The sequence below is a fragment of the Pseudomonas sp. UBA4194 genome (assembly GCF_002379585.1).
GTDB lineage: Bacteria > Pseudomonadota > Gammaproteobacteria > Pseudomonadales > Pseudomonadaceae > Aquipseudomonas.
Genome location: NZ_DFUE01000012.1, coordinates 1 through 26,623, shown reverse-complemented (window position 1 = coordinate 26,623; position 26,623 = coordinate 1). Strand labels below are relative to the sequence as shown.

The window sequence follows — 26,623 nt, the reverse complement described above, 5'->3', positions numbered from 1 at the left end:
CTGGGGCCATCGCGGGTAGAAGCCGCTCCCACAGGGGGGGTGAGGTGGGTGTGGGCTTTCAGGGGGTCTGTCTGAAGGGCATTGGATGGACGCGGTCCGGTGTGGGAGCGGGTTCTACCCGCGATTGGCCGGTCCGGGCGCCGCAGGTCTCAGACCTCCAGCAAAGCCCCCAGCTCCCGGTTCAGCTCATCCGGGTCCCCCAGATTAAGCTCGATCAAGCGCCGCAGGTGAGTCGCAGACTCCAACCCGATATGAGTGCACCGGAACCCCAGCTGACCCTGGTCATCATGGGCCAGCTCCACCTCCATCACCACATCATGCTCCGGGCTCAATTTCACATCGACATTGAACGGACGCGTCGAGTCGCCCAGCCACGGCTCTGGCTTTTCGATCAACAGACCCTTGAGCGACAGGTCTACAAGTTTCACCGGCCAGCGGTGAGTGCCCTGGCGCAGTTCGGTCTGGGCATCGAAAGCGATGCGTTTGAAGCGCCGGCGTTCGGCGTGATGTTCGGTCATGTTCAAGTCCTCGGCAGTGCCCTGACTATAGCCCAGCGGCTCACAGCCAACGGCGAACCCGTCGACAATATTGGCGATAGGTATCACCGAACAGCGCTTCGAGCTGGATCTCATCCGGGCGAATCACCAGCCAGTTCATCAGGTACAGCAGCACGGGCAGCAGCAGCCAGGGCCACAGGCTCCCCATCAACAGCGCGAGCCCGGCATAGGCAGCGGTGTCGCCCAGATTGATGGGGTTGCGGGAAATCGCGAAGGGCCCTTCGCGCAGCAATTGCTTGGGCGCATCGAAGTTGCTCGTTGCGGTGTGCTGGCGCTTGAACAGCAGCATTGCCCAGAACGACAGACCTTGACCGAGAATGATCAGCGCCACGGCCGAGGCGGCCGTCCAGCTGTTGGCGGGCAGAGGAACGGGCAGGGCATAGCTCAGGGCGATGGCGACCGCGATGAAGGCCAGGTACAGCAACGGCGGGGGCAGTGCGGCTTGGGCGGGTGGCTGAGGCATGGGCTGGCTCGCTGAGGGCTTGGTTATTGCGACCACCAACCACCCATGACGTTTCATCGCACCCGTAACCCGTAACCCGTAACCCGTAACCCGTAACCCGCACCTGTAGCAGCGGCGTAAGCCGCGTCCCGCCCCCGCAGTAACGTTGGGTACGGTGGTGTGCTTGACCCGGCTTACGCCAGTGCGACAGGGCTTCGGCGCGCGACCGCTCTAGACCAACGTGGGGGATGGTCATCGGCCAAAAAATCGCTAGACTCGACAGTGCTGACACTCATCCACTGAGCTGGAAATAACAATATGAAAAATAATAGCAGCCCGCTCCGCCACTTACCGTGGCTGATCGTGGCAATCATCGGTGCCTGCGCGCTCGGCGTGGTTGCGCTGCGCCGTGGTGAAGCAATCAACGCCTTGTGGATTGTGGTCGCGGCAGTGGCCATCTACCTGGTGGCCTACCGTTACTACAGTTTGTTCATCGCCAACAACGTCATGCAACTCGACCCCCGCCGGGCCACCCCAGCGGTGCTCAACAACGACGGGTTGGACTACGTTCCCACCAATAAACACATCCTGTTCGGTCACCACTTCGCGGCCATCGCAGGCGCCGGCCCATTGGTAGGCCCGGTACTGGCAGCGCAGATGGGCTATTTGCCCGGCACACTCTGGCTGATCGCCGGCGTGGTGCTGGCCGGCGCGGTGCAGGACTTCATGGTGCTGTTCCTTTCCACCCGTCGCAACGGTCGCTCCCTGGGCGACATGGTGCGCGAGGAAATGGGCCGCATCCCTGGCACCATCGCGCTGTTCGGCTGTTTCCTGATCATGATCATCATCCTCGCGGTGCTGGCGCTGATCGTGGTCAAGGCCTTGGCTGAAAGCCCATGGGGCATCTTCACAGTGATGGCGACCATCCCGATCGCGATGTTCATGGGCATCTACATGCGCTACATCCGCCCGGGCCGCATCGGCGAGATCTCGGTGATCGGCGTGGCGCTGTTGCTGCTGTCCATCTACCTGGGTGGCCAGGTCGCCGCCGATCCGGTGTGGGCCAAGGCCTTCACCTTCACCGGCGTGCAGATCACCTGGATGCTGATCGGCTACGGTTTCGTCGCCGCGGTCCTGCCGGTGTGGCTGATCCTGGCACCGCGCGACTACCTGTCGACCTTCCTCAAGATCGGTACCATCATCGCCCTGGCCATCGGCATCCTTGTGACCATGCCAGAGCTGAAAATGCCGGCCCTGACCCAGTTCACCGACGGCACCGGGCCGGTATGGAAAGGCGGGCTCTTCCCGTTCCTGTTCATCACCATCGCCTGCGGTGCGGTATCCGGTTTCCATGCGCTGATTTCCTCGGGCACCACGCCCAAGCTGCTGGACAACGAGACCAACGCCCGCTACATCGGTTACGGCGGCATGCTGATGGAGTCGTTCGTGGCCATCATGGCCATGGTCGCCGCTTCGGTGATCGAGCCTGGCGTCTACTTCGCCATGAACAGCCCGGCCGCCGTGGTCGGCAGCGATGTGGTTTCGGTAGCCGCAGCCGTCAGTAGCTGGGGCTTTGCCATCACCCCGGAGGCGTTGCAGGCGGTCGCCCATGACATCGGTGAAACCACCATTCTGGCCCGTGCCGGGGGTGCGCCAACGCTGGCGGTGGGTATCGCGCAGATTCTGCATTCGGTCCTGCCGGGTGAGAACACCATGGCGTTCTGGTACCACTTCGCGATCCTGTTCGAGGCCTTGTTCATCCTGACCGCGGTGGATGCCGGTACCCGTGCCGGCCGCTTCATGCTGCAAGACCTGCTGGGCTCTTTCGTGCCCGCCCTCAAACGCACGGAAAACTGGACCGCCAACCTGATCGCCACCGCCGGCTGTGTGGCCATGTGGGGCTGGTTGCTGTACCAGGGCGTGATCGATCCATTGGGCGGCATCAACACCCTGTGGCCGCTGTTCGGTATCTCCAACCAGATGCTGGCCGGTATCGCCCTGATGCTGAGCACCGTGGTACTGATCAAGATGAAGCGCCAGCGCTACATCTGGGTCACCATGCTGCCGGCCGTGTGGCTGCTGATCTGCACCACCACGGCGGGTCTGATCAAGCTGTTCGATTCCAACCCCGCGGTCGGTTTCCTGGCCCTGGCCAAGAAGTACAGCGACGCCCTGGCCCAAGGCCAGGTGATCGCCCCGGCCAAGAGCGTGGAGCAGATGCAGCACGTGATCTTCAACGCCTACACCAACGCCACCCTGACGGTACTGTTCCTGCTGGTGGTCTTCAGCATTCTGTTCTTTGCCTTGAAAGTGGGCGTCGCCGCCTGGGGCAAGAAAGAACGCACCGACAAGGAAGCGCCATTCCAGGCGTTCCCCAATGCGTGATGACCGAGGGACACTGCCATGTTCAATGACTTGAGTAAATTGGGTAAGTACCTTGGCCAGGCTGCACGGCTGATGGTGGGCATGCCCGATTACGACAATTACGTCGAACACATGCAGACCAAGCACCCGGACAAGCCGATGATGGACTACGAGGCGTTCTTTCGGGAACGCCAGGAGGCCCGATACGGCGGCAAGGGTGGGCCCAAGTGTTGTTGAGGCAGGGCATCTCGTAGAGGTGTGTTGCAGGTGATGGCCTCATCGCGGGCAGAACCCGCTCCCACAGGGATATTCAGCGCGATCGTTGATCGTCAAAGCTGCGAACATCATCTGTGGGAGCGGGCTCTGCCCGCGATGGGGCCATCTGCATTTCATGGATTCCAGAGGTAACCGCTGTGTCCGCACCAACCCCCATCCCCGTCACCATCCTCAGCGGCTTCCTCGGCGCCGGCAAGACCACCTTGCTGCGCTACCTGCTCAAGGCCGAACACGGCCTGAAGATTGCGGTCATCGAGAATGAGTTCAGCGATGCCGGTATCGACAACCAGCTGCTGGGCGACGAGCCGGTACAGGTCATGACCCTGGCCAATGGCTGCGTGTGCTGCACCATTCACACCGACCTGACCAAGGCGCTGTACCTGCTGCTGGAGCGTCTGGACAGCGGCGAGATCGCCTTCGACCGGCTGGTGATCGAGTGCACCGGCCTGGCCGACCCTGCGCCGGTGGCGCAAACCTTCTTCATCGACGAAGACTTGCGCGAACGCTACATTCTGGACGGCATCATCACCCTGGTGGATGCAGCCCACGCCGGCACTCATCTGGCCCAGACCATCGCCCAGGCCCAGGTCGGTTTCGCCGACCGCTTGCTGGTCAGCAAGACCGACCTGGTGGCGCCTTCGGTGTTCGCCGAGCTCAGCGAACGCCTGACCCGCATCAATCGACGGGCGCCGATTCGTGTGGTCGACCACGGCCAGATCGACCTGGCCGAGTTGCTCGATGTGCGTGGTTTCAACCTCAATGCCGGTCTGTCCTTGCGTCCGGTCAGCCAGGCGCCCAGCGTCGATCGCATCGCCAGCATGGTGCTGCGGACCGACAAACCGCTGGATATCGACCGCCTCAGCACCTTCATGAACGGCTTGCTGGAGGAGCACGGCAAGCAGCTGCTGCGCTACAAGGGCGTGTTGAGCATTGCCGGCGAGGACCGTCGGTTGGTGTTTCAGGGGGTGTTGAAGTTGTATGGCTTCGACTGGGACACCGAATGGGCCGAGGGCGAGAAGCGCGAGAGTGTGATGGTGTTCATTGCCGATGATTTGCCGGAGGCGAAGATTCGGGCGGGGTTTGAGGATTTGTAGCGGTTGTGCCGGCCCTATCGCGGGCAGAGCCCGCTCCCACAGGGATCTGCTGCGACGATAACCCTTGTGGGAGCGGGCTCTGCCCGCGATAAGGCCATCACTGACACCCCACAAAAAAAAGCCCGACTCAATGAGCCGGGCTTTTCTACATCAACGCACTGCTATCAAGCGGCATAGACCGGCAGCTTGGCGCAGATGGCCTTGACCTTCTCACGCACGGCGTCGATCACCGCTTCGTTGTTCAGGTCGGCCAGGATGTCGCAGATCCAGCCAGCCAGTTCCTGGCACTCGGCTTCCTTGAAGCCACGAGTGGTCACGGCTGGCGTACCGAAGCGCAGGCCGGAAGTCACGAACGGGGAGCGTGGATCATTGGGCACCGAGTTCTTGTTGACGGTGATGAACGCCTTGCCCAGGGCCGCATCGGCGTCTTTGCCGGAGATGTCCTGCTTGATCAGCGAGAGCAGGAACAGGTGGTTTTCGGTACCGCCGGAGACCACATCGAAGCCGCGCTCGATGAACACCTTGGCCATGGTCTGGGCATTTTTCACCACTTGTTGCTGGTAAGCCTTGAACTCAGGCTGCAGCGCTTCCTTGAAGCACACCGCCTTGGCAGCGATGACGTGCTCCAGCGGGCCGCCCTGGGCGCCCGGGAATACCGCCGAGTTGAGTTTTTTCTCGATGTCGGCGTTGGCACGGGCCAGGATCAGACCGCCACGGGGACCGCGCAGGGTCTTGTGGGTCGTGGTGGTGACCACGTCGGCGAAGGGCACCGGGTTCGGGTAGACGCCAGCGGCGACCAGACCGGCCACGTGGGCCATGTCGACGAACAGGTAGGCACCGACCTTGTCGGCGATGGCACGGAAGCGCGGGAAGTCGAGGATCTGCGAGTAGGCAGAGAAACCGGCGACGATCATTTTTGGCTTGTGCTCGACAGCCAGGCGCTCGACTTCGTCGTAGTCGATCAGGCCATTGGCGTCGATGCCGTACTGAACGGCGTTGTACAGCTTGCCCGAGGAAGACACGCTGGCGCCGTGGGTCAGGTGACCACCGTGGGCCAGGCTCATGCCCAGAATGGTGTCACCGGCCTGCAGCAGGGCCAGGTAGACCGCGCTGTTGGCCTGGGAACCGGCGTGTGGCTGGACGTTGGCGTAGTCGGCGCCGAACAGCTCCTTGGCGCGGTCGATGGCCAGTTGCTCGACCACGTCGACGTACTCGCAGCCGCCGTAGTAGCGCTTGCCTGGATAGCCTTCGGCATACTTGTTGGTCAGCACCGAGCCCTGGGCTTCCATGACGGCGGGGCTGGTGTAGTTTTCCGAGGCGATCAGCTCGATGTGCTCTTCCTGACGCTGAGCTTCTTGCTCCATGGCGGCAAAGAGATCGGCATCGTACTTGGCGAGTGTCTGGCTACGGCTGAACATGGCGGTCCTCAAGGATCGGGATGTTGGGAAAGGCGGGCATTCTACCTCATAGGCTTTTGTCTGGCATATGAAAGGCAGTCATTGTGTGGACGAGTGGGGTTCATGCAGGCCGACCCAGGTGAGGCTATCGCGGGCGGAACCCGCTCCCACAGAATGTGTGTGCGGGGCCCGACGGCCCGGCACACACCTCAATCCACCATGAACAACGCCGCATTGCTGAACTGCGCTTCGAACCGGTGCGCCTGCATCGGCCGGCCGAACAGATAGCCCTGCACTTCGTCGCAGCCATGCTCGCGCAGGAAGCCGAGCTGCTCATGGGTCTCCACCCCCTCGGCGATCACCGACAGGTTGAGGCTGTGGGCCATGGCGATGATGGCCCGGGCGATCTGGCCGTCCTGCTCGCCCTCGGGGAGGCCATCGACGAACGTGCGGTCGATCTTCAGCACGTCGATGGGGAACTGCTTGAGGTAGTTGAGCGACGAATAGCCTGTACCGAAGTCGTCCACCGCAATGCTCAGGCCCAGTTGTTTCAAGGAGTCGAGAATCACCATCGCCTTGTCGACTTCGCGCATCAGGATGCTCTCGGTCAGCTCCAGTTCAAGGCACGCCGGCGCCAGCCCGGTCTGTTCCAGAATGGTGGCGATGCGCGTGCCCAGCAGGCCGTCGGAGAACTGCCGTGCCGAGATGTTCACCGACACTTTGGGCACCCGCACCTTGGCCTGATGCCAGGCCTTGAGTTGCTGACAAGCCTCGGTCAGCACCCAGTCGCCAACGTCCACCACCAGGCCCAGTTCTTCGAGCACCGGAATGAAATCCCCCGGCGGCACCAGGCCCCGGCGTGGATGATTCCAGCGCAGCAAGGCTTCGGCCCCGGTCAGACGCTTGCCGTCGCCGCTGAACTGCGGCTGGTAATACAGCACGAACTCCTGCTGCTCCAGGGCGTGGCGCAGGTCGCTTTCTAGCTCCAGGCGCTCCAGCGCCGTGGCGTTCATGTCGGCCTGGTAGAACTGGAAGTTGTTCTTGCCGCGTTCCTTGGCGTGGTACATCGCGGTGTCGGCGTTCTTCATCAGCTGGCTCAGCTCGCTGCCGTCCTGTGGGCTCAGGGCGATGCCGACACTGGCGGTGACGAAGAACTCCCGGCCTTCCAGCACGAAAGGTTTGACCAGGCTGGCGAGGATCTGCTCGGCCACATGAATGGCCTGGTTCAACGCCAGTTCACGGGTCGCCTTGGGTTGCAGCAGCAGGGTGAATTCGTCACCGCCCATGCGCGCCACGGTGTCGTCGTCGTTGACGCAGCCCAGCAGGCGGGTGGCCATGTCCTTGAGCATGCGGTCGCCGGCGGCATGGCCCAGAGAATCGTTGATCGGCTTGAAACGGTCCAGGTCCAGGAACATCAGGACCACCCAGGCCTGCTGCCGCTCGGCCTGTTGCAGGGCGTTGTAGAGCCGGTCCTGGAACAGCGTACGGTTGGGCAGGTGGGTCAAGGCGTCGTAGTACGCCAGCCTATGAATGCGCTGTTCGCTGGCCTTGCGCTCGCTGATGTCACTGAAGAAGCATACGTAGCTGGCCAGGTCGCCCTCATCGTCCAGCACGGCAGTAATCCCCACCCACGCCGGATAGTGCTCGCCATTGCGACGCTTGAGCCAGACTTCGCCCTCCCAGGTGCCGCGCAACTGCAACTGCTTGAGAACATAGCGCAGGTGCGCTTCCTGTTGATCGTCCACAGTCAGCAAGTTGGGCAACTGGTCCAGCACCTGGTGCACCGCGTAGCCGCTGACTCGGCTGAACGCTTCGTTGGCCTGGACGATATAGCCGGCCGGGTCGGTGATCAGGATCGCCGAGGTCGAATGCTCGAACACCGTGGCGGCCATGCGCAGGTCTTTCTCGGCACGTCGCTGCTGGCTGACGTCGCGGCCAACGCCCAGGACGCCTTCGAAGGTGCCATGATCGTCCCACACCAGCACCAGGCGCAGCTCGATGGGAATCTTCAGGCCATCGTTGCGCAGGCAATCGAGCATGAACACCTGGGTCTTCATCTGGGTGCGCAGGGCGGCCAGTTGCGCCGGCACATTGAGCGAGCGATGAACCTTGTTCAGCAGCGCTTCGATGCCGGTCATCTGGGTGGGGTTGGCCAGCACCGACTGCCAGCCGTTGTCCAGCACCCAGGTAGGCTCGTAGCCCAGCACCGTCTGTACCGAAGGGCTGACATAGTTCAGCGCCAGGCGGTTATCGGTAGAGAAAATGACGTCGCTGATGCTCTCGGCGAGCATGCGATGGCGTTTTTCGCTCTCGCGCAACGACTCGCTGGCTTCGATCTGCTCGGTGATGTCCTTGGCCACGCCAATGATGCGCGTGGCCTGGCCATCGCTGTGACGCGCCAGGGCTTGCTCACGAATCTCGAAGCGGCGCCAGGAACCGTCGTGATGCAGGAAGCGCAGCTGGCATTGCAGCTGCTGGGCGTGGCCGTTCTCGCGCTGGAACTGGCGTTGCTTGTGATAAAGGGTAGCGTCGTCGCTGTGCAGCAGGCGCTCCCAGAAGAACTCGCCGAGCTTGGCCAGGTCGGCCTTGTCGTAGCCCAGGGTCATGCCGATATGGTGGTTGCTGAAGATCATCCGTTGGCTGTGCACGTCTTGCACATAAAGATGATCGGGCACGGTGCGGATCACGTCCGACCAGAATGCTTCGCGCTCGGCCAGTGACAGTTGCGCGCTCTTGCGGCTGGTGATGTCGCTGATGCTGAGGATGACCGCGCGGTAGTCCTGTGCCTGTTCGGGGAAGCGCACCATCAGCCACAAATGCTGGTCCTGACCGTCGGCGTCCTGCAGGCGAATCTCCAGCTCCAGCAGGTGCTGGCGGCCGATGAGGGCGCGGACGATCTGGTGGCCGACGCTTTCGGGGTCCAGGGGGCAGTTGTCGATGAGCTTCTTCCAGGCCTGCTCGCTGGACTGAACCTGCAAAACCCGCAGGGCAACCTCATTGACCTCGGTGATCCGCAGCTCCTGCAGCAAGCTGCGGCGCGGCAGCGGATTGGCCAGCAGCCACTGCTCGAAATCCGCCGCTGTGTGCAGACCGCTGCGCTCGAAAAACGCCAGCAGGCCAGACAGGTCCAGCACGCACAGCGCCACGCCGGTGCCTTCGAAGATCTCCTGATAGCGTCGGCGCTCTTCATTGAGCTCGCGCTGGCGACGACGCATGCTCAGCAAGGCCAACAGCGGCAGCAGCGACAGCCCCAGACCCAGCAGGCATTTGCCGACCAGCGGGGGAAGCAGGGCCAGGCGTGCCTGCTCGGCATCGAACAGGCTGCGCAGTTGCCAGTCGCTGTGGTTGAGCGGGGTCTGCAGGACACTTTGTTCCCGCTCGGCCTCGCTCAGCGCAGCCGGTGTGGGGGGCAACTGCGCGCCACGGCTGATTACTGCCTGTTCGCGGCGATTTTCCAGCAGCCAGCCCGGTTGCTGTTCGCGGTCGACTTGACGAATCAGCCGGGTGATCACCGCCGGGCTCATGCGCAGCAGCCAGTAGCCGTTGGTGTTCTCACCCGGCTGGCGAATCAGCAGATAGACCGTGCTGGCGCCGGGGCTGTTGCTGTAGAAGTGGCTGTCACCCTCCAGGCTGCGCACCAGAGTGCCGATCACCGGTGCATCCGGAGTTTCGCCCAGGCTGTCGGCGATCACTCGGCCATCACCGCTCAGCCAGGCCAGGCTTTGCAGTTCGGGCGCGCTGCGTTGCAGGCGAGCCACCACCTGAGCCTGTTCGCGCGTACTGGGGAACGGCTGGGTGGTAAGCAACTGGCTCATGACGATCTGGGCATTGAGCGCCATGTTCAGATTGACGTGGTCGGCCAGGTCCGCACTGGAGTCGATGCTGTGCAGCCGTTGGTCAGCCTGTGTACGTTGGAACTGATCGACCAGTTGCCACAGCAGCAGCAGTAGAAGCATCAGCACCAGTACGGCCAGCGCGCTTTTCAACGAACCGTGCAATGGGGTGCCCGTCGCGGCTGCTGGGGCGCGCAGGGAAGACGGCTGATTGAGGTCGGTCAAACTGAGATCCTGCGAGTGAAACACGATTGTTACAGTACGCACTATAAGCTGTAGCGCCCGAACGCGGCTAGCATGCCCTGACTTATGGCTAAGTGCCAGCTGCCTGTCGCTCACAGACATGCCATCCCCCGCGGCGCCCCCGCCCCAACGCGATCAACGATCCACCCTGTAGCAGCGGATTCATCCGCGTCCGGCCCCCCCGCGGTGCATCAGGCCCAACCCGGTGAGGCCCGACGCGGATGAATCCGCTGCTACAGGGTCATCGCTGGTTTGCCCTGACTCCCGCATTCCGGTAGCTTTGAACCCCTTGCGGGAGCCCAAGCTTCCATCCACTGTCTCGCGCCTTTTTTATCCAGGTTTTATCCATGGCTCAATACGTCTACACCATGCATCGGCTGAGCAAAGTCGTTCCGCCGAAGCGGGAAATTCTCAAGAACATCTCCCTGTCCTTCTTCCCCGGCGCCAAGATCGGCGTGCTCGGCCTCAACGGTTCGGGCAAATCCACCTTGCTGAAAATCATGGCTGGCGTGGACAAGGAATTCGACGGCGAAGCCCGTCCAATGCCCGAGCTCAACGTAGGTTATCTGCCGCAAGAGCCGCAACTTGATCCGAACAAGACCGTTCGCGAAGTGGTCGAGGAAGCCGTCAGCGTGATCAAGGACGCCCAGGCCCGCCTGGACGAGGTCTACGCGGCCTACGCCGAGCCCGACGCCGACTTCGACAAGCTGGCCGCCGAGCAAGCCAAGCTCGAAGCCATTCTGCAAGCCAGCGACGGCCACAACCTGGAGCGCCAGTTGGAAGTCGCCGCCGACGCCCTGCGCCTGCCGGCCTGGGATGCCAAGGTCGAACACCTCTCCGGTGGCGAGAAGCGCCGCGTGGCATTGTGCCGTCTGTTGCTGTCGGCGCCCGACATGCTGCTGCTCGACGAGCCCACCAACCACCTGGACGCCGATTCCGTCGCCTGGCTGGAGCACTTCCTGCACGACTTCCCGGGCACCGTGGTGGCGATCACGCACGACCGTTACTTCCTCGACAACGTCGCCGGCTGGATTCTGGAACTCGACCGCGGTGCCGGCATTCCTTATGAAGGCAACTATTCCGGCTGGCTGGAAGCCAAGTCGGATCGTCTGGCCCAGGAATCCAAACAGCAATCGGCTCACGAAAAAGCCATGAAGGAAGAACTGGAGTGGGTGCGCAAAGGCGCCAAGGCCCGCCAGTCCAAGTCCAAGGCTCGCTTGCAGCGTTTCGAAGAGATGCAGTCGCAGGAATTCCAGAAGCGTTCGGAAACCAACGAGATCTACATTCCGGCCGGTCCGCGCCTGGGTGACAAGGTCATCGAATTCAAGAACGTTTCCAAGGGCTACGGCGACCGCGTACTGATCGACAACCTGTCGTTCGCCATGCCCAAGGGCGCCATCGTCGGCGTGATCGGCGGTAACGGTGCGGGTAAATCCACCCTGTTCCGTATGCTCATGGGCAAGGAGCAGCCAGACTCCGGCACCATCGAAGTCGGTGAAACCGTGCAATTGGCCTGCGTCGACCAGAGCCGTGACGACCTGGACGGCAGCAAGACCGTGTTCCAGCAGATCTCCGACGGTTCGGACAACATCCGCATCGGCAACTACGAGATCCCGTCACGCACCTACGTCGGTCGCTTCAACTTCAAGGGCGGTGACCAGCAGAAGTTCGTCAAGGACCTGTCCGGTGGTGAGCGCGGCCGGCTCCATCTGGCATTGACGTTGAAGGAGGGCGGCAACGTGCTGCTGCTCGACGAACCGTCCAACGACCTGGACGTGGAAACCTTGCGTTCCTTGGAGGAAGCCCTGCTGGACTTCCCGGGCGCCGCCATTGTGATCTCTCACGATCGGTGGTTCCTTGACCGGGTGGCCACGCACATCCTGGCCTACGAAGACGACTCCCAAGCCGTGTTCTTCGAAGGCAACTACACCGAGTACGAAGCCGATCGCAAGAAGCGCCTGGGTGAAGCGGCTGCACAGCCACACCGGGTACGCCACAAGAAGTTGGCGTGACGAAAAAGGGGCCTTCACGTTGAAGGCCCCTTTTTTATGTCACTGCTTTATGGGCAGGTCTCGATCCCTACCACTTCGACCGTCAAATCACCTGCCGGCCGTTGCCATACCCGCTCTTCACCCACGGATGCACCCAACAGTGCCCGGCCCAGTGGCGAGCCCCAATTCACCAGGCCAACTCCGGCATCGGCCTGATCCTCACCCACCAGGCATACCCGCTGCTCATCCCCATGTTCGTCGGCAAAGGTTACCCAGCTGCCGATCTGCACCTTAGCGGTCGAGGTGACCGGTGCAACCACTTGAGCATGCTGCAGACGATGCTGGTAATAACGCATGTCACGATTCAAATCCGCCACCCGCTGACGGTCGGCGCGTTCGCCCATGGCTGACTGTTCGGCCTGCAGCACTTGCACTTCGGCCACACGGGCCTGCAGTTGCGCCAGGCCGCTGGCGGTGACGTAGTTGGGCTGGGCGCTGATCATGCGCTCCACCGGTTGGCTCGCCTGATCGGCGGCCTGGTCTTCGTTCACGAATGCGCGGCTCATGGTGTTCCTCCCTTGTGGGGCGGTACAACTCGCCCTGCTTGTGTAGGAGGGCCGCTAAAGCCATCGTCGCGACGACGATGCACTTTGCGGGCAAGCCCGACTCCTACAAGAACGGTTGCTTGTAGAAGTTAGGCCGCAATATCTCGTCATAGTTGCATCGGCAACTATGGGTGCCGATAAGCCCTGCCCGCACGCCCCAAGCCTGGACCATCAACCGTGCAACCCTCGTCAACCCAATGTCACAAATCCGTCAATAGTGATACCACTTCACTTCCAGCATCACTTCATTGCGCGGCGAACTGAGGTGGCTGAATTCCCGTTGTGCACTGAGCCGCAGCCCCAGGTCGCGGCTCAATTCCCATTGCTGGTTCAGGCTCAGGCTGCGGCGCACCTCACCGTTGGTGAAATAATCACCCTTGCCTTCAAGACTGAAGTTGCCCAGGCCGTTCTTCCACAATACGCCGCTGTCAAACCCAGCAGCAGGGGATACGAACTCGGCGAAGTCATTGTTGTGCTCGACCCGCGCCGTGCCCAGGGCAAAGCCCAACACATTGTCGCTCAGTTGCCAGGTAGCACCGGCGCCGCCGTTGACATGGGACACCAGATTCTCGTCGCCATGCTTGCCCAACACGCGCTCCAGGCCCCCGGTGACTTGCCATGACCAAGGCTGCAGCAGCGCATTGCGCGGCGTCAGCGAGCGAATGGTGGCCAGGTCCAGCTGCTGCACCTGCCAGCGGTTACCCTCGTACTGACGCACCTTGAGGCCAAGGATCTCGATCTGCGCACCCAGCGGGAAGCCTTCGGCGTTGTCGTTGAGGTCGTGGTAAGCCATGCGCAGGCCGTATTCAGCGAAAGCCTCCCCGTCACGGCTGCCGGCGCCGAGGCTCCAGGTCCGCGACCGATGGCCGTCTTCCGGCAAGCCGGGCCGTTCGATGTTCAGCGGCGGAGGTGGGTTGCGGTTGATGGCCCGCAACAACTGGAAGCTGCGTTGTGTGCGAGCCGGGTCACGCTCCTGCCCGGTGGCGCGATAGCGTTCCAGGCGGAAGGCGGCATCCTGAATCAGCGCCTGGCGGTCCTTGGCCAGCGCCTGGAACTCGGCACCTTCGATCAGCCCGGTATCGGCGGCGATCTGCTGCACCCAGTGCTGCTCGTCCACGGTCAATGGCTTGGCACGCTCCAGCAGTTCCCGCTCGCGGGAGGCGCGGTAGTCGATCTTCTCCACCAGACCGGCGGCCTTCACGGCCTTGACCGTATCGGTGGGAATGGCCGTCAGCGGAAACTGCGAGGTCAGGTCCAGGCCTGGGCGGGCCACCTGCAGCAACTCCAGCAAGCGATACGAGCAGTTCTCGTCGAAGAAAAAGTAATCGAACTGCACCTGCTTGAGTTCCCACACATGCTCCACCATCCGGCCGGTTTCCTCCGGCGTCAGATTGAGGCGGTACTCCCACAGGTCACGATTTTCCAGGCTGCGATACTCGGACAGCTTTTCCTGATAGGGCACCAGGGCGAACAACCCGGGATAACCGCCAGCCAGACCTTTCCAGGCGTACAGGATGCTGTTGTCGCTGCCTTCCACGTAAGCGCCGAAGTTGATCGCATAGCTGAGCAGGGCGGTGTTGTTGCTCTGTACATCCGCCTGATCGATGCGCAGCAAGGTATGGCCGAACATCGACGAAGGGCTGTTGAGGTAGGCCGCGGGAAAGATCAATACGGCGCTGTGTGGGGATACGTCGCTGAACCATTTGTCGAACTCGGCGCAGTTCACAGCCGGCAGATCGGTAAGCTGCAGTTGTTCCCGTAGCCAGCGGGTACGCGCTGGAAACACGCATTGGGCGTGCTGGTCACCGGCGCTGGCAGGGGCGTAGATCGCTTGCAGGGTTGCAGCCAGCTCGGCGTCGGGGTGATGTGCGCCGTCGGGACTGAGGAAAAACTTGCGGTCATCCACATAGCTGCGCCAGCCGCTGAGCTTGGCGCGTTCGTAATGACCGACGGAAATCCAATAGGGCTCATTGGCCAATTGTTGCAGACGCTGGGCATCCAGATGGGGTGCGGCATACAGCGGGGCGCAGACACAGAGCGCCAGATAGGCAAGGCGTTTGAGCATTGTCGGCAACTAGTTCGGCGGAATCGGAGGGGGATGCCCGCCCCGAAAGGGACGGGCGGGTCGAGCTTAAGCCTGGGTGGCGTATTTGGCCAGACGTGGGTCGCTCTTCAGAACGGCCAGGGTGTTGTTGTGGACGTCTTCAGCAGTGGAATCGGCGCTGCTGAAGATCTGCTGGAAGTGCTCATGGGTGACCGACTGGAAGTAGGCGCGGTCTTCCGGCGCTACGCCCAATACCACGGCGTAGGTAGTCAGCGCTTCGCCCTGACCCTTGGCCATGTCTTCGGAAAGCTCGTCCATCATGCCGTTCATGGCGATCCAGGATTTGCCGCCGTAGGTCAGCGCTGCATTGGTGGAGCAGCCGTTGGTGCCCGAGGTCATGCCGAAGGTGGCGTTACCGGAAGTGCCGTTGGTGGTGGAAGCCAGGAAGTGCGCCGGTGTGCCGCGCTGGCCTTCGAACAGCATGTTGCCCCAACCACAGTCTGGTCCGCCTGGCGCTTGCGCCATGGCGTTGATCGAGACGGCGGCGAACAGAGTACCCAGCAGAATCCGTTTCATAGCGTTGTTCTCTTTATGGTGTGCATACTAAGGGTCTAGGTTCCTGGCAATCCAGGACGGGCCGGTTGTTTCTCCAGCCGCGTAACTTGGAGTTTAGGCACGGCCTGGCAGTTCCGCAGAAAAAACGTCGCAGCGAGGTAAGCCGCGTCTTGCCGCGGCTCATCCCCCCCGTTCCATCCCTCCACATTCCCCAGACCGCCACACAAACCCGGTTCGACTTGCGGGCCGCACGCAGAAGCGCCCAGAATGCCCCCATCTGCCCCGCCTGAAGTAAGGATGCCCGATGCCCGATCCTGTAGCTGCCAGCCTGCGTCTTGCGCCTGAAGCGCTGACACGTCCGTTCTCTGCTGAACAGTTCAACTTCACTTCCACCAATGATCTGGAGCCTTTTCGCGGAGTATTGGGCCAGGAGCGCGCCGTCGAAGCCTTGCAGTTCGGCGTCGCCATGCCCCGCCCAGGCTACAACGTGTTCGTCATGGGCGAGCCCGGCACCGGCCGGTTCTCGTTCGTCAAACGCTACCTCAAGGCTGAAGGCAAGCGTCTGCAAACGCCCGCCGACTGGGTCTACGTCAACAATTTCGATGAGCCGCGCGAGCCACGCGCGCTGGAGCTGCCGCCCGGTAGCGCCGGGGCGTTCATCAGCGATATCGGCGGCCTGATCGACAACCTGCTGGCGACCTTTCCGGCGGTGTTCGAGCACCCGTCCTATCAGCAGAAGAAAAGCGCCATCGATCGCGCGTTCAATCAGCGCTACGACCGCGCCCTGGACGTGATCGAAAAGCTCTCGCTGGAAAAGGACATCGCCCTCTATCGCGATGCCAGCAATATTGCCTTCACCCCAATGCTGGACGGCAAGGCGCTGGACGAAGCGGAGTTCGCGCAGTTGCCCGAAGCCGACCGCGAGCGCTTCCACACCGATATTTCCAACCTCGAAGAGCGCCTCAACGAAGAGTTGGCCAGCTTGCCGCAATGGAAGCGCGAGTCGAGCAACCAGTTGCGCCAGCTCAACGAAGAGACCATCACCCTGGCATTGCAGCCGTTGCTGGCGCCGTTGTCGGAAAAGTACGCCGAGAACGCTGCGGTGTGCGGGTATCTGCAAGCCATTCAGATCAACCTGCTCAAGACCGTGGTCGAGCAGTTGGTGGACGACAGCAAGACCGATGCCGTGGCGCGCAAGCTGCTCGAAGAGCAATACAGCCCCAGCCTGGTGGTGGGTCATCACGCGAGCGGCGGCGCACCGGTGGTGTTCGAACCGCACCCGACCTACGACAACCTGTTCGGTCGGATCGAGTACAGCACCGATCAAGGCGCGCTCTACACCACCTACAAGCAACTGCGCCCGGGCGCCTTGCATCGCGCCAACGGCGGCTTCCTGATTCTGGAAGCCGACAAGATGCTTGGCGAGCCGTTTGTCTGGGACGCCCTGAAGCGCGCCTTGCAATCGCGCAAGCTGAAGATGGAATCACCCCTGGGTGAGTTCGGCCGCCTGGCCACCATCACCCTGACGCCGCAGATGATCCCGCTGCAGGTCAAGGTCATCATCATCGGCGCGCGGCAGTTGTACTACGCCTTGCAGGATCACGATCCGGATTTCCAGGAGATGTTCCGGGTGCTGGTGGACTTCGATGAAGACATCCCGATGGTCGACGAGAGCCTGGAGCAGTTCGCCCAACTGCTCAAGACGCGAACGTCGGAGGAGGGCATGGCGCCGCTCACTGGCGATGCCGTGGCGCGTCTGGCCACCTACAGCGCGCGTCTGGCGGAAAATCAGGGGCGTCTGTCGGCGCGCATCGGTGATCTGTTCCAGCTGGTGAGCGAGGCGGACTTCATTCGCCAGTTGGCCAACGAAGAGCGCACCGACGCCGGGCACATCGACCGTGCCCTGAAAGCCAAGGCGACGCGCACCGGGCGAGTGTCGGCCAGGATTCTGGACGACATGCTGGCCGGGATCATCCTCATCGACACCGCGGGCGCCGCGGTCGGCAAGTGCAATGGCCTGACGGTACTGGAAGTGGGCGACTCGGCATTCGGCGTCCCGGCGCGTATTTCCGCCACCGTGTATCCGGGCGGCAGCGGCATCGTCGACATCGAACGCGAGGTCAACCTGGGACAGCCGATTCACTCCAAGGGCGTGATGATTCTCACCGGCTATCTGGGCAGCCGTTATGCGCAGGAATTTCCTCTGGCCATTTCCGCCAGTATTGCCCTGGAGCAGTCCTACGGTTACGTGGATGGCGACAGTGCATCGCTGGGGGAGGCCTGCACCTTGATTTCGGCCCTGTCGAAAACCCCGCTCAAGCAGTGCTTTGCGATTACCGGTTCGATCAACCAGTTCGGTGAAGTTCAGGCGGTGGGTGGGGTCAACGAGAAGATCGAAGGCTTCTTCCGGCTGTGCGAGGCGCGCGGGCTGACCGGCGAGCAGGGGGCGATCATTCCCCAGGCGAACGTGGCGACCCTGATGCTGGACGAAAAGGTGCTGCAGGCGGTGCGTGACGGCAAGTTCCATGTCTACGCGGTGCGTCAGGCCGACGAAGCATTGAGTTTGTTGGCCGGAGAGCCTGCCGGTGAGCCGAACGAGAATGGCGAGTTTCCGGAGGGCAGCATCAACGCTCGAGTAGTGGAGCGGTTACGGGTGATTGCCGAGATGATCAGCGAGGAAGATCTGAAGGAGGCCGAGAAAGAACATGCGCAGGAGGAGCTGGCTGAGGTGAAGCCGGTGATCTGATGATGGGGGTTGGGGTCGGGATCTGCGGTGAATGGTCCCCTGCCAACCTGCCAAATCCCTTCTATCCTCAATCCAGGGAATCCATCACTCGCTGGATTGCAACAGCCCCCTCCAGACGTGACGGGCTGAATACGGGTTCATCGGAGGATCGTCGCCATGCCGCGCAGCCTCAGTCTCACACGTCAATGCCTGGGTCTGGTGACCCGTATCGAATGCAGTATCCGCCCGCTGGCCGGTGACAACGGCATGTGGACCTTGTTGTTCGCCGCCGGAATGGCGGGCGAGCAGCCTTCGGCGCTCAAGGCTCAGGGGCCCTTCCATGGACCCTTCGTCGCCGAGTCAGTGCTCAACGCCATCGTCGACAGCTTGACCCTACATGGCTACAGCGTTGCCCAGGACCCGCAGATATGGTGCCTGCATCTGCAAAGTCAGCTGCGCAAGATCAATGGCGAGCGCTGCCAGAACCTGGGCAACTACCAGTTCCGCCCGGAAATCTGAGCCACAGGGGGACGGGCCGGCGTGCGACACAAAGCCGCACGTCGTTCTTTGTCATGGGGGTGGCTATAATCGGGGCCATTTTCCACCACCCTGTGAGCCTCAATGGAACGCTTCATCGAAAAAACCATGTACGCCTCGCGCTGGTTGCTGGCGCCGATCTACGTCGGTCTGTCGTTGGGCCTGCTGGCCCTGGCGCTGAAATTCTTTCAGGAAATCTTCCACGTCCTGCCCAATATCTTCGCCATGGCCGAAGCCGATGTGATCCTGGTGCTGCTGTCGTTGATCGACATGGCCCTGGTCGGCGGCTTGCTGGTGATGGTGATGATTTCCGGCTACGAGAACTTCGTCTCGCAACTGGATATCGAAGACGGTGTCGAAAAGCTCAGCTGGCTGGGCAAAATGGACTCTTCCTCGCTGAAGATGAAAGTCGCTGCATCGATCGTGGCCATCTCCTCGATCCACCTGCTGCGCGTATTCATGGACGCCAGGAACATCGATCCGCAGTACCTGATGTGGTACGTGATCATTCACATGACCTTCGTGGTCTCGGCCTTTGCGATGGGCTACCTGGACAAGGTCACCAAGCACTGATCGACACAGCACACCCCGGGAGACAGGCATGACCTTTGACGAACTCGCTCGCCAGGCCAACGCCGGCAGTATCGAAGAATTGAACCTGATCTCCATTGAGGGTGGCATCTATCTGCTCGAGGCGCGCAGCGGCCAACGCGCCACGTTGCTCAAGGACGAGCGCGGCAATGCTCGCCACCTGCGTTCGGTGGAGCACGCTCGGCAGGTACTCGAACCGATTCCCGTACTGCCCTTTCATTTGGTGCATGCCTCGGCCCACGACGAAATGTGTGGCCTGGGCGATCGCGCCGAAGCGCCGCTGCGCGTGCCCATCGCTTTCCGTTCGCACTTGTAGGAGGGCGGTACACGGCTCGGCGCAAGATTTGCCGGCACCCAGTGTGCTAGTCTGCTCGCCCTTTTGATCGGGGCGCGTCCTTCATCGCGGATGAAGCCTGTGGCGCGGCCCAGCAGCGGAGCAGTGTTATGTCCGAAGTACAATTGTCGACCGACGAAACCCGCGTTAGCTACGGCATTGGCCGCCAACTGGGCGGCCAACTGCGTGACAACCCGCCACCGGGCGTGAGCCTGGAAGCCATTCTGGTAGGCTTGACCGACGCCTTCCGCGGCCACGAAAGCCGTGTCAGCGAAGAAGAGCTGAACGCCAGCTTCAAGGTCATCCGCGAGATCATGCAGGCCGAGCAACAGGCCAAGGCCGAAGCAGCGGCCGGCGAAGGCCGTGCCTACCTGGCTGAAAACGCCAAGCGTGACGAAGTCACCACCACTCCAAGCGGCCTGCAGTACGAAGTGCTGAGCAGCGGCGACGGCGCCAAGCCAGCCGGTGACAGCACCGTGCGTGTGCATTACCACGGCACCCTGACCGACGGCACCGTGTTCGACAGCTCCTACAACCGTGGCGAGCCGGCTGAATTTCCGGTCAACGGCGTGATTCCAGGTTGGACCGAAGCGCTGCAATTGATGACCGCCGGCAGCAAGTGGCGCGTTCATGTGCCTAGCGAACTGGCCTACGGCGCTCAGGGCGTAGGCAGCATCCCGCCGCACAGCGTGCTGGTGTTCGACGTGGAGCTGCTGGAAGTTCTGTAACGGTTTTAGTTTTGAGGCGGGGGCGGGACCCGGCTTACGCCGGTGCTACAGGTGGTGTGTGCGGGGCCCGGGTATCCCGGTTTTACGGGCTCGGGTGAAGTTGTTCCGGCTCTGTAGCAGCGGCGTAAGCCGCGTCCCGCCTTGGCGGCCATTCACCCCAATCCCCCCTCAATGCAACTCACCCATGGGGCGCAACGCCCGGGCATAGCAGAACAGGAACAGATTACGCACCATCTCCTTCAGCACGATCGGTTCGCTGGAATTCAAGCCACTGAGATCCAGGTCCCCCTGATCCCGCAGTTCGTCCAACGCTTCTTCCCCCAGCACCGCGCACACTTCGCCGGTTTCCCGATGCAGGATCCGCAGGTAAGGGTGAGGACGGTCCAGCCAGGCATCGATCAGATAGGTCATGAGTCATTCTCCTTGAAGGCTTTCAATGAGAATAATTCTTATTCAAATAATAGCAAGAGACTATTTGAAAAAAGCCCGATCAGATGTCGCCACCTGTCGGGCTTCACCAGGCCATGGGGTTGGCCCGCAGGATTCAGACCTTGCGCACGAACTCGGACTTGAGCTTCATGGCGCCGATCCCGTCGATCTTGCAGTCGATATCGTGGTCACCGTCGCACAGGCGGATGTTCTTGACCTTGGTGCCCACCTTGACCACCAGAGAAGAGCCCTTGACCTTGAGGTCCTTGATAACGGTGATGGTATCGCCGTCGGTCAGCACGTTGCCTACCGAGTCCTTGATGACCTTGTCGTCGCTGCCCGAGGTGTCATCGCCGGACGCCGACCATTCGTGGCTGCATTCCGGGCAGATCAGTTGGGTGCCGTCTTCGTAGGTGTATTCGGACTGGCATTTGGGGCAGGGCGGCAGGGTGCTCACGGCGTTCCTCGAGGGGCAGGGAAATAAAGGCGCGCAGTATATAGGGTTTTTGCGGAGGGAGGGGGCAGCGGTGGCTGTGCGGGCCCCTTCGCGGCTTCACGCCGCTCCTACAGAGGAAACGCGGCCACCTGTAGGAGCGGCGTTCAGCCGCGAATTCGCCCCCACAGCAATATCCGGTGTATGAAGATCCCTGTAGGAGCGGCGTTCAGCCGCGAAAGGAGCGCCGCGGAATCAACGCGTACGCGCAACCGCGAATTCGCCCCCACAGCACTATCTGGTGTATGAAGATCCCTGTAGGAGCGGCGTACAGCCGCGAAAGAAGCGCCGCCGAATCAGTGCGTACGCGCCACCGCGAATTCGCTCAATTCGACCAAGGCATCACGGTATTCGCTGGCTGGCAAGGTTTCGAGCTGGGCAATGGCCTTGGCCACGTAGTCACGGGCCAGTTGCGCGGTGTAGTCCAGCGCGCCAGAGCTTTCCACGGCTGCGCGGATGCTCTCCAGGTCCTCGATGCCCCCTTTCTGGATCGCCTGACGTACCAGCGCGGCTTGCTCGGCCGTGCCTTCGCGCATGGTGTAGATCAGCGGCAGCGTCGGCTTGCCTTCTGCCAGGTCGTCACCGACGTTCTTGCCCAGCGTGTCCGCGTCACCGCGGTAGTCCAGCAGGTCGTCCACCAGTTGGAAAGCAACGCCAAGGTGATCGCCAAAGGTGCGCAGTGCCTCGCTTTGTTCGGCGCTGGCGCCGGCAAGGGCAGCAGCGCTATGGGTCGAGGCTTCGAACAGCATGGCCGTCTTGCCGCGAATCACTTCCATGTAGGTTTCTTCGGTGGTGCTGGCATCCCGCACCTTGGACAACTGCAACACTTCGCCTTCGGCGATGATGCGCGTGGCCTGGGACAGGATCTTCATGACCGGCATCGAGCCCAGCTCGACCATCATTTCGAAAGAGCGAGAGTACAGGAAGTCACCCACCAGCACGCTCGGCGCGTTGCCCCACATGGCGTTGGCCGTAGAGCGACCACGGCGCATGCCCGACATGTCGACCACGTCGTCATGCAGCAACGTCGCGGTGTGCAGAAATTCGATGGTGGCTGCCAGCAGGCGCAGGTCGTCGCCCTCGCGGCCCAGGGCCTTGCCACACAACAGCACCAATAAAGGACGCAGCCGTTTGCCCCCGGCAGACGTAATGTAGTCGCCGATTTTCGACACCAGCGGCACGCGCGAGGTCAGCTGCTTCTTGATGATCTCGTCGACGGCGCTAAAATCGTCCGCCACCGCGCGGTAGAAAGCTTGGGGTTGCATCAGCGAGAGTCGCTCCAGAAGGGTTGCGCGGCATGCTAGGTTGCGGGTAGGAGTGTGTCAAGGCGCGATGGACGGCCTCTTGTCAGCCACGCCTGGCTTGCGTACAATCGCGCACCCTGAACTTCCTGGGCAGCACCTGCCTTACGCAATTGCATTTGGGGCGTTCCAACCCATGCAGCCATGCCAGCCGACACTCTACTTATAAAGAGCTGGGTGAGCAGGATTATCGGAGAAATACCATGTCGTACGCAGTAATCGTTACCGGTGGCAAGCAATACAAGGTCGCCCCAGGTGAATACCTGAAGATCGAAAAACTGGAAATCGCCACTGGCGAATCCGTTACCTTTGATCGCGTTCTGTTGGTCGCCAATGGCGATGACGTGAACATCGGCGCTCCAGTTGTTGCTGGCGCTACCGTTGTGGCTGAAGTGATCTCCCAAGGTCGTCACGATAAAGTCCGCATCATCAAGTTCCGTCGTCGTAAGCACCACATGAAGCGCATGGGCCACCGCCAGTGGTACACCGAGATCAAAATCACCGGTATTCAGGCTTAATTTCAGCCTAATCCCTCACTAGGAGAATTGACTCATGGCACACAAAAAAGCTGGTGGTAGTACCCGTAACGGTCGCGACTCAGAAGCCAAACGCCTTGGCGTGAAGATGTATGGCGGCCAGGCTATCATCCCAGGCAACATCATCGTGCGTCAGCGCGGCACCCAATTCCACGCTGGCTACGGCGTTGGCATGGGTAAAGATCACACCCTGTTCGCTAAAGTCGCAGGCGTGATCAAGTTCGAAGTAAAGGGCGCCTTCGGTCGTCGTTACGTGAGCGTTGTCGCAGCTTAATCGCGACGTCGCTGGAGAAGCCCTGTCTTGCGACGGGGCTTTTTCGTTTATGGAGTGAGTCTCTTGCAAAGGTTTGCATGGGCTGTCGGTGCGAGAGTCGTTGACGGGTTTGCCGCGCTCATTTTTGCAAGAGCCTTACGTTTCAGGTTCATTAGCTCGTCCGCGTGGCGAGAGGCGTATTTTTCATGAAGTTTGTAGATGAAGTGTCCATTCGCGTGAAGGCGGGTGACGGCGGCAATGGCTGCATGAGTTTCCGCCGCGAAAAATTCATTGAGAATGGCGGCCCCAACGGCGGTGACGGTGGTGACGGCGGCTCGATCTACATGATCGCCGACGAGAACCTCAACACGCTGGTGGACTACCGCTATACCCGTCATTTCGACGCCGAGCGCGGCTCCAATGGCGGCAGCACCGATTGCACCGGCAAGAAGGGTGAAGACCTAGTGCTGCGCGTACCGGTCGGTACCACGGTAATCGACTCCGCCACGCAGGAAATCATCGGTGACCTGGTCAAGGCCGGTCAGCGCTTGCTGGTCGCGCACGGTGGCTGGCACGGTCTGGGTAACACCCGATTCAAGTCCAGTACCAACCGCGCGCCCCGGCAGACCACGCCAGGCAAGCCGGGTGAGCAGCGCGATCTGAAGCTGGAAATGAAAGTGTTGGCAGACGTCGGTCTGCTGGGCCTGCCGAACGCGGGCAAGAGCACGTTCATTCGGTCGGTGTCGGCTGCCAAGCCGAAGGTTGCCGACTATCCCTTCACCACCTTGGTGCCGAACCTGGGTGTGGTCAGCGTCGACCGCTGGAAGAGCTTCGTGGTCGCCGACATCCCCGGCTTGATCGAGGGTGCCTCCGACGGCGCGGGCCTGGGTATTCGTTTCCTCAAGCACCTGGCACGTACGCGGGTGCTGCTGCACCTGGTAGACATGGCGCCGCTGGATGAAACCAGCGCTGCCGATGCTGCCGAAGTGATCGTCAACGAACTGGTCAAGTTCAGTCCGTCCTTGGCCGAGCGCGAGCGCTGGCTGGTGCTGAACAAGTGCGACCAGATCCTCGAGGAAGAGCACGAGGAGCGGGTCAAGGAGATCGTCGATCGTCTGGAGTGGGAAGGTCCGGTCTATGTGATTTCGGCCATTGCCGGCGAAGGCACCGAGCGCCTCAGCCGGGACATCATGCGCTACCTGGAAGACCGTGCCGACCGTCTGGCCCGTGACCCGGCGTACGCCGAAGAGCTGAACGAGCTGGATCAGCGTATCGAAGACGAGGCGCGTGCCCAGCTGCAGGCGTTGGACGATCAGCGTGCATTGCGCCGCAGTGGCGTGAAGAGCGTGCACGATATCGGTGATGACGATGATTGGGATGAAGAAGACGCCGAAGACGGCCCGGAGATCATCTACGTTCGTGATTGACGGGGCGGGCGTGCTGGCCCGTCGCAGTTCCGCAAGGCCCAGCCTGTGGGAGCGGGTTCTACCTGCAATGCGGCCCCGATGACACGCACACCCTCTCGCATCACCGACCATCCTCGGTGTTAAACTAAGCGCCGCTCACATGAGCGGCGTTTTTGTTTTCTATCGGGCAAAGGTTGGCAGATGATGCGGAGCAAGGTGACGGGTGCGCAGCGCTGGGTCGTGAAAATCGGCAGCGCTCTGCTGACAGCGGATGGCAAAGGTCTGGATCGCGCGGCCATGGGCGTGTGGGTCGAGCAGATGGTTGCCTTGCACGAGGCGGGTGTCGAGTTGGTGCTGGTGTCCTCCGGTGCGGTGGCAGCTGGCATGAGTCGTCTGGGCTGGGCCAAACGCCCCAGTGGCATGCACGAGCTGCAGGCTGCCGCGGCCATCGGTCAGATGGGGCTGGTACAGGCTTGGGAGTCGAGCTTCGCCGAGCATGGTCGTCATACCGCGCAGATCCTGCTGACCCACGACGACCTTTCCGACCGCAAGCGCTACCTCAATGCCCGTAGCACCCTGCGCACGCTGGTGGAGCTGGGTGTGGTGCCGGTCATCAACGAAAACGATACCGTGGTCACCGACGAGATTCGTTTCGGCGACAACGACACCCTGGCCGCTCTGGTGGCCAACCTGGTAGAGGCAGACCTGCTGGTAATCCTCACCGACCGCGACGGTATGTTCGATGCCGACCCGCGCAGTAATCCCGATGCCCAACTGATTTTCGAAGCGCGCGCCGATGATCCGGCCCTTGATGCTGTGGCCGGCGGCACCGGCGGTGCGTTGGGACGAGGCGGCATGCAGACCAAATTGCGCGCTGCACGTCTGGCGGCCCGTTCCGGCGCCCATACGGTCATCGTTGGCGGTCGCATCGAGCGTGTGCTCGATCGCCTGAAGGCGGGTGAGCGGCTGGGTACCTTGCTTTCGCCTGAGCGGGAAATGCTCGCGGCCCGCAAGCAGTGGCTCGCAGGCCACCTGCAGACCCGCGGTACTCTGGTGCTCGACAGCGGCGCCGTGCAGGCGCTGACGAGCGGCCACAAGAGTCTGCTGCCGGTAGGGGTGAAGGTCGTGCAGGGCAGCTTCCGTCGCGGCGAAATGGTGGTGTGTGTGGGCCCCGATGGTCGCGAAGTCGCCCGTGGTCTGGCCAACTACAGCGCCCTGGAGGCGCAGAAAATTATCGGTCAGTCGTCCGAAGCCATCGAGGGCTTGCTGGGCTATATTGCCGAGCCGGAACTGGTGCATCGCGACAATCTGATCCTCGTTTGATCTCCCAAGGAATGTCCCGATGAAAGTGCTCAAGGCTGCTGTGGCCGGTCTGATGTTGCTGCCCGTACTGGCTGCTGCCGAAGAAATCGGCCAGGTATCGACAGTGTTCAAGTTCGTCGGCCCCAACGACCGTATCGTGGTCGAGGCCTTCGATGATCCCAAGGTCCTTGGCGTCACCTGTTATCTGTCGCGCGCCAAGGCGGGTGGAGTCAAGGGTGGGCTGGGTCTGGCGGAGGACCGTGCCGAGGCATCGATCGCGTGTCGTCAGGTGGGGCCCATCCAACTGCCGGCGGACTTGAAGGAAGGCGAAGAGGTGTTCAAGGAACGCACCTCGCTGGTGTTCAAGACCATGCAGGTAGTGCGCTTTCACGACAAGAAGCGCAACGCGTTGGTGTATCTGGTGTACAGCGATCGGTTGATCGAAGGCAGCCCGCAGAATGCGGTAACCGCAATCCCGATTCGGCCTTGGGTGGCTGAGTGAGTTGAGGGGGTTGGGAGGTCGGTGGTGAATGGTCCCCTCACCCCAGCTCTCCCGGGCCGCCGTATCGCCCTAGGGGAGAGGGAGC

24 protein-coding genes are annotated in these 26,623 nt (G+C 61.8%); 14 read left to right on the top strand and 10 right to left on the bottom strand.

Translation table 11 applies throughout. The annotated features are described in order from the left end of the window. Positions 1 to 149: 149 nt before the first annotated feature. Both B3397_RS02990 and B3397_RS02985 read right to left on the bottom strand, forming a co-directional pair. A complete protein-coding gene (locus B3397_RS02990; protein WP_296247173.1) occupies positions 150 to 518 on the bottom strand; it encodes a PilZ domain-containing protein in 369 nt (122 codons plus the stop codon). 40 nt (positions 519 to 558) lie between these two features. Continuing rightward, entirely contained in the window at positions 559 to 1,020 is a 462-nt protein-coding gene (locus B3397_RS02985) for a methyltransferase family protein (protein WP_296247172.1), read from the bottom strand. A 297-nt stretch (positions 1,021 to 1,317) separates the two neighbouring features. On the opposite strand from B3397_RS02985, the gene B3397_RS02980 reads away from it, so the two are divergent. The 3 genes from B3397_RS02980 (at position 1,318) to yjiA (ending at position 4,733) form a co-directional block, all read left to right on the top strand. Then, positions 1,318 to 3,384 carry a carbon starvation CstA family protein gene (locus B3397_RS02980; RefSeq protein ID WP_296247171.1) on the top strand — a complete coding sequence of 689 codons (2,067 nt, stop codon included), beginning with the start codon at positions 1,318 to 1,320 and terminating at the stop codon, positions 3,382 to 3,384. 18 nt (positions 3,385 to 3,402) lie between these two features. After that, positions 3,403 to 3,600, top strand: a complete 198-nt coding sequence (locus B3397_RS02975; protein WP_043192786.1) for a YbdD/YjiX family protein — start codon at positions 3,403 to 3,405, stop codon at positions 3,598 to 3,600. A gap of 176 nt (positions 3,601 to 3,776) precedes the next feature. Then, a complete protein-coding gene (gene yjiA, locus B3397_RS02970) occupies positions 3,777 to 4,733 on the top strand; it encodes a GTPase (RefSeq protein ID WP_296247168.1) in 957 nt (318 codons plus the stop codon). Positions 4,734 to 4,897: 164 nt separating this feature from the next. On the opposite strand, the gene glyA is transcribed toward yjiA, so the two are convergent. Beyond that, entirely contained in the window at positions 4,898 to 6,151 is a 1,254-nt protein-coding gene (glyA, locus tag B3397_RS02965) for a serine hydroxymethyltransferase (protein WP_296247166.1), read from the bottom strand. Positions 6,152 to 6,339: 188 nt separating this feature from the next. After that, positions 6,340 to 10,188 carry a sensor domain-containing protein gene (locus tag B3397_RS02960; RefSeq protein WP_296247165.1) on the bottom strand — a complete coding sequence of 1,283 codons (3,849 nt, stop codon included), beginning with the start codon at positions 10,186 to 10,188 and terminating at the stop codon, positions 6,340 to 6,342. 365 nt (positions 10,189 to 10,553) lie between these two features. Here B3397_RS02960 and ettA point away from each other — a divergent pair, with 365 nt between their 5' ends. Further along, on the top strand, positions 10,554 to 12,218 hold the full coding sequence (gene ettA, locus B3397_RS02955) for an energy-dependent translational throttle protein EttA (RefSeq protein ID WP_296247163.1): 1,665 nt from the start codon (positions 10,554 to 10,556) through the stop codon (positions 12,216 to 12,218). Between the two features lie 47 nt (positions 12,219 to 12,265). Here ettA and B3397_RS02950 read toward each other — a convergent pair whose 3' ends face one another. The 3 genes from B3397_RS02950 to B3397_RS02940 form a co-directional block, all read right to left on the bottom strand. Continuing rightward, positions 12,266 to 12,763, bottom strand: a complete 498-nt coding sequence (locus B3397_RS02950; protein ID WP_296247161.1) for a GreA/GreB family elongation factor — start codon at positions 12,761 to 12,763, stop codon at positions 12,266 to 12,268. A gap of 250 nt (positions 12,764 to 13,013) precedes the next feature. After that, on the bottom strand, positions 13,014 to 14,867 hold the full coding sequence (locus B3397_RS02945; protein WP_296247159.1) for a DUF4105 domain-containing protein: 1,854 nt from the start codon (positions 14,865 to 14,867) through the stop codon (positions 13,014 to 13,016). A 66-nt stretch (positions 14,868 to 14,933) separates the two neighbouring features. Then, positions 14,934 to 15,422 (bottom strand): DUF3015 domain-containing protein, encoded by a 489-nt coding sequence (locus tag B3397_RS02940; RefSeq protein WP_296247157.1) that lies wholly within the window; start codon positions 15,420 to 15,422, stop codon positions 14,934 to 14,936. A 283-nt stretch (positions 15,423 to 15,705) separates the two neighbouring features. On the opposite strand from B3397_RS02940, the gene B3397_RS02935 reads away from it, so the two are divergent. The 5 genes from B3397_RS02935 to B3397_RS02915 all read left to right on the top strand — a co-directional run bounded on the left by B3397_RS02935 (position 15,706) and on the right by B3397_RS02915 (position 20,316). Further along, positions 15,706 to 18,147, top strand: a complete 2,442-nt coding sequence (locus B3397_RS02935) for a Lon protease family protein (protein ID WP_296247155.1) — start codon at positions 15,706 to 15,708, stop codon at positions 18,145 to 18,147. 156 nt (positions 18,148 to 18,303) lie between these two features. Next, on the top strand, positions 18,304 to 18,645 hold the full coding sequence (locus B3397_RS02930) for a hypothetical protein (RefSeq protein ID WP_296247154.1): 342 nt from the start codon (positions 18,304 to 18,306) through the stop codon (positions 18,643 to 18,645). Between the two features lie 102 nt (positions 18,646 to 18,747). Then, positions 18,748 to 19,236: a TIGR00645 family protein gene (locus B3397_RS02925; protein ID WP_296247152.1), complete on the top strand. Its 489-nt coding sequence runs from the start codon at positions 18,748 to 18,750 to the stop codon at positions 19,234 to 19,236. A gap of 28 nt (positions 19,237 to 19,264) precedes the next feature. Beyond that, on the top strand, positions 19,265 to 19,570 hold the full coding sequence (locus B3397_RS02920; RefSeq protein ID WP_296247150.1) for a DUF6482 family protein: 306 nt from the start codon (positions 19,265 to 19,267) through the stop codon (positions 19,568 to 19,570). 128 nt (positions 19,571 to 19,698) lie between these two features. Beyond that, positions 19,699 to 20,316 (top strand): FKBP-type peptidyl-prolyl cis-trans isomerase, encoded by a 618-nt coding sequence (locus B3397_RS02915; RefSeq protein WP_296247148.1) that lies wholly within the window; start codon positions 19,699 to 19,701, stop codon positions 20,314 to 20,316. Between the two features lie 168 nt (positions 20,317 to 20,484). Here the strand turns inward: B3397_RS02915 and B3397_RS02910 are convergent, their stop codons facing one another. From B3397_RS02910 to B3397_RS02900, 3 genes are all read right to left on the bottom strand, one after another. Next, positions 20,485 to 20,727, bottom strand: coding sequence for a hypothetical protein (locus tag B3397_RS02910; RefSeq protein ID WP_296247146.1), 243 nt, complete (start codon positions 20,725 to 20,727; stop codon positions 20,485 to 20,487). Between the two features lie 133 nt (positions 20,728 to 20,860). Next, positions 20,861 to 21,202, bottom strand: coding sequence for a zinc ribbon domain-containing protein YjdM (locus B3397_RS02905; RefSeq protein ID WP_296247145.1), 342 nt, complete (start codon positions 21,200 to 21,202; stop codon positions 20,861 to 20,863). 332 nt (positions 21,203 to 21,534) lie between these two features. Next, positions 21,535 to 22,503, bottom strand: coding sequence for a polyprenyl synthetase family protein (locus B3397_RS02900; protein ID WP_296247142.1), 969 nt, complete (start codon positions 22,501 to 22,503; stop codon positions 21,535 to 21,537). 239 nt (positions 22,504 to 22,742) lie between these two features. On the opposite strand from B3397_RS02900, the gene rplU reads away from it, so the two are divergent. The 5 genes from rplU (at position 22,743) to B3397_RS02875 (ending at position 26,538) form a co-directional block, all read left to right on the top strand. After that, a complete protein-coding gene (rplU, locus tag B3397_RS02895) occupies positions 22,743 to 23,057 on the top strand; it encodes a 50S ribosomal protein L21 (protein ID WP_003176051.1) in 315 nt (104 codons plus the stop codon). A gap of 34 nt (positions 23,058 to 23,091) precedes the next feature. Beyond that, positions 23,092 to 23,349, top strand: a complete 258-nt coding sequence (gene rpmA / locus B3397_RS02890) for a 50S ribosomal protein L27 (RefSeq protein ID WP_008371588.1) — start codon at positions 23,092 to 23,094, stop codon at positions 23,347 to 23,349. A 185-nt stretch (positions 23,350 to 23,534) separates the two neighbouring features. Next, positions 23,535 to 24,755, top strand: coding sequence for an Obg family GTPase CgtA (gene cgtA, locus B3397_RS02885; protein WP_296247098.1), 1,221 nt, complete (start codon positions 23,535 to 23,537; stop codon positions 24,753 to 24,755). A 183-nt stretch (positions 24,756 to 24,938) separates the two neighbouring features. After that, positions 24,939 to 26,057 carry a glutamate 5-kinase gene (gene proB / locus B3397_RS02880; protein WP_296247174.1) on the top strand — a complete coding sequence of 373 codons (1,119 nt, stop codon included), beginning with the start codon at positions 24,939 to 24,941 and terminating at the stop codon, positions 26,055 to 26,057. Positions 26,058 to 26,076: 19 nt separating this feature from the next. Continuing rightward, positions 26,077 to 26,538, top strand: a complete 462-nt coding sequence (locus B3397_RS02875; protein WP_296247096.1) for a CreA family protein — start codon at positions 26,077 to 26,079, stop codon at positions 26,536 to 26,538. The last annotated feature ends 85 nt before the right edge of the window (positions 26,539 to 26,623 follow it).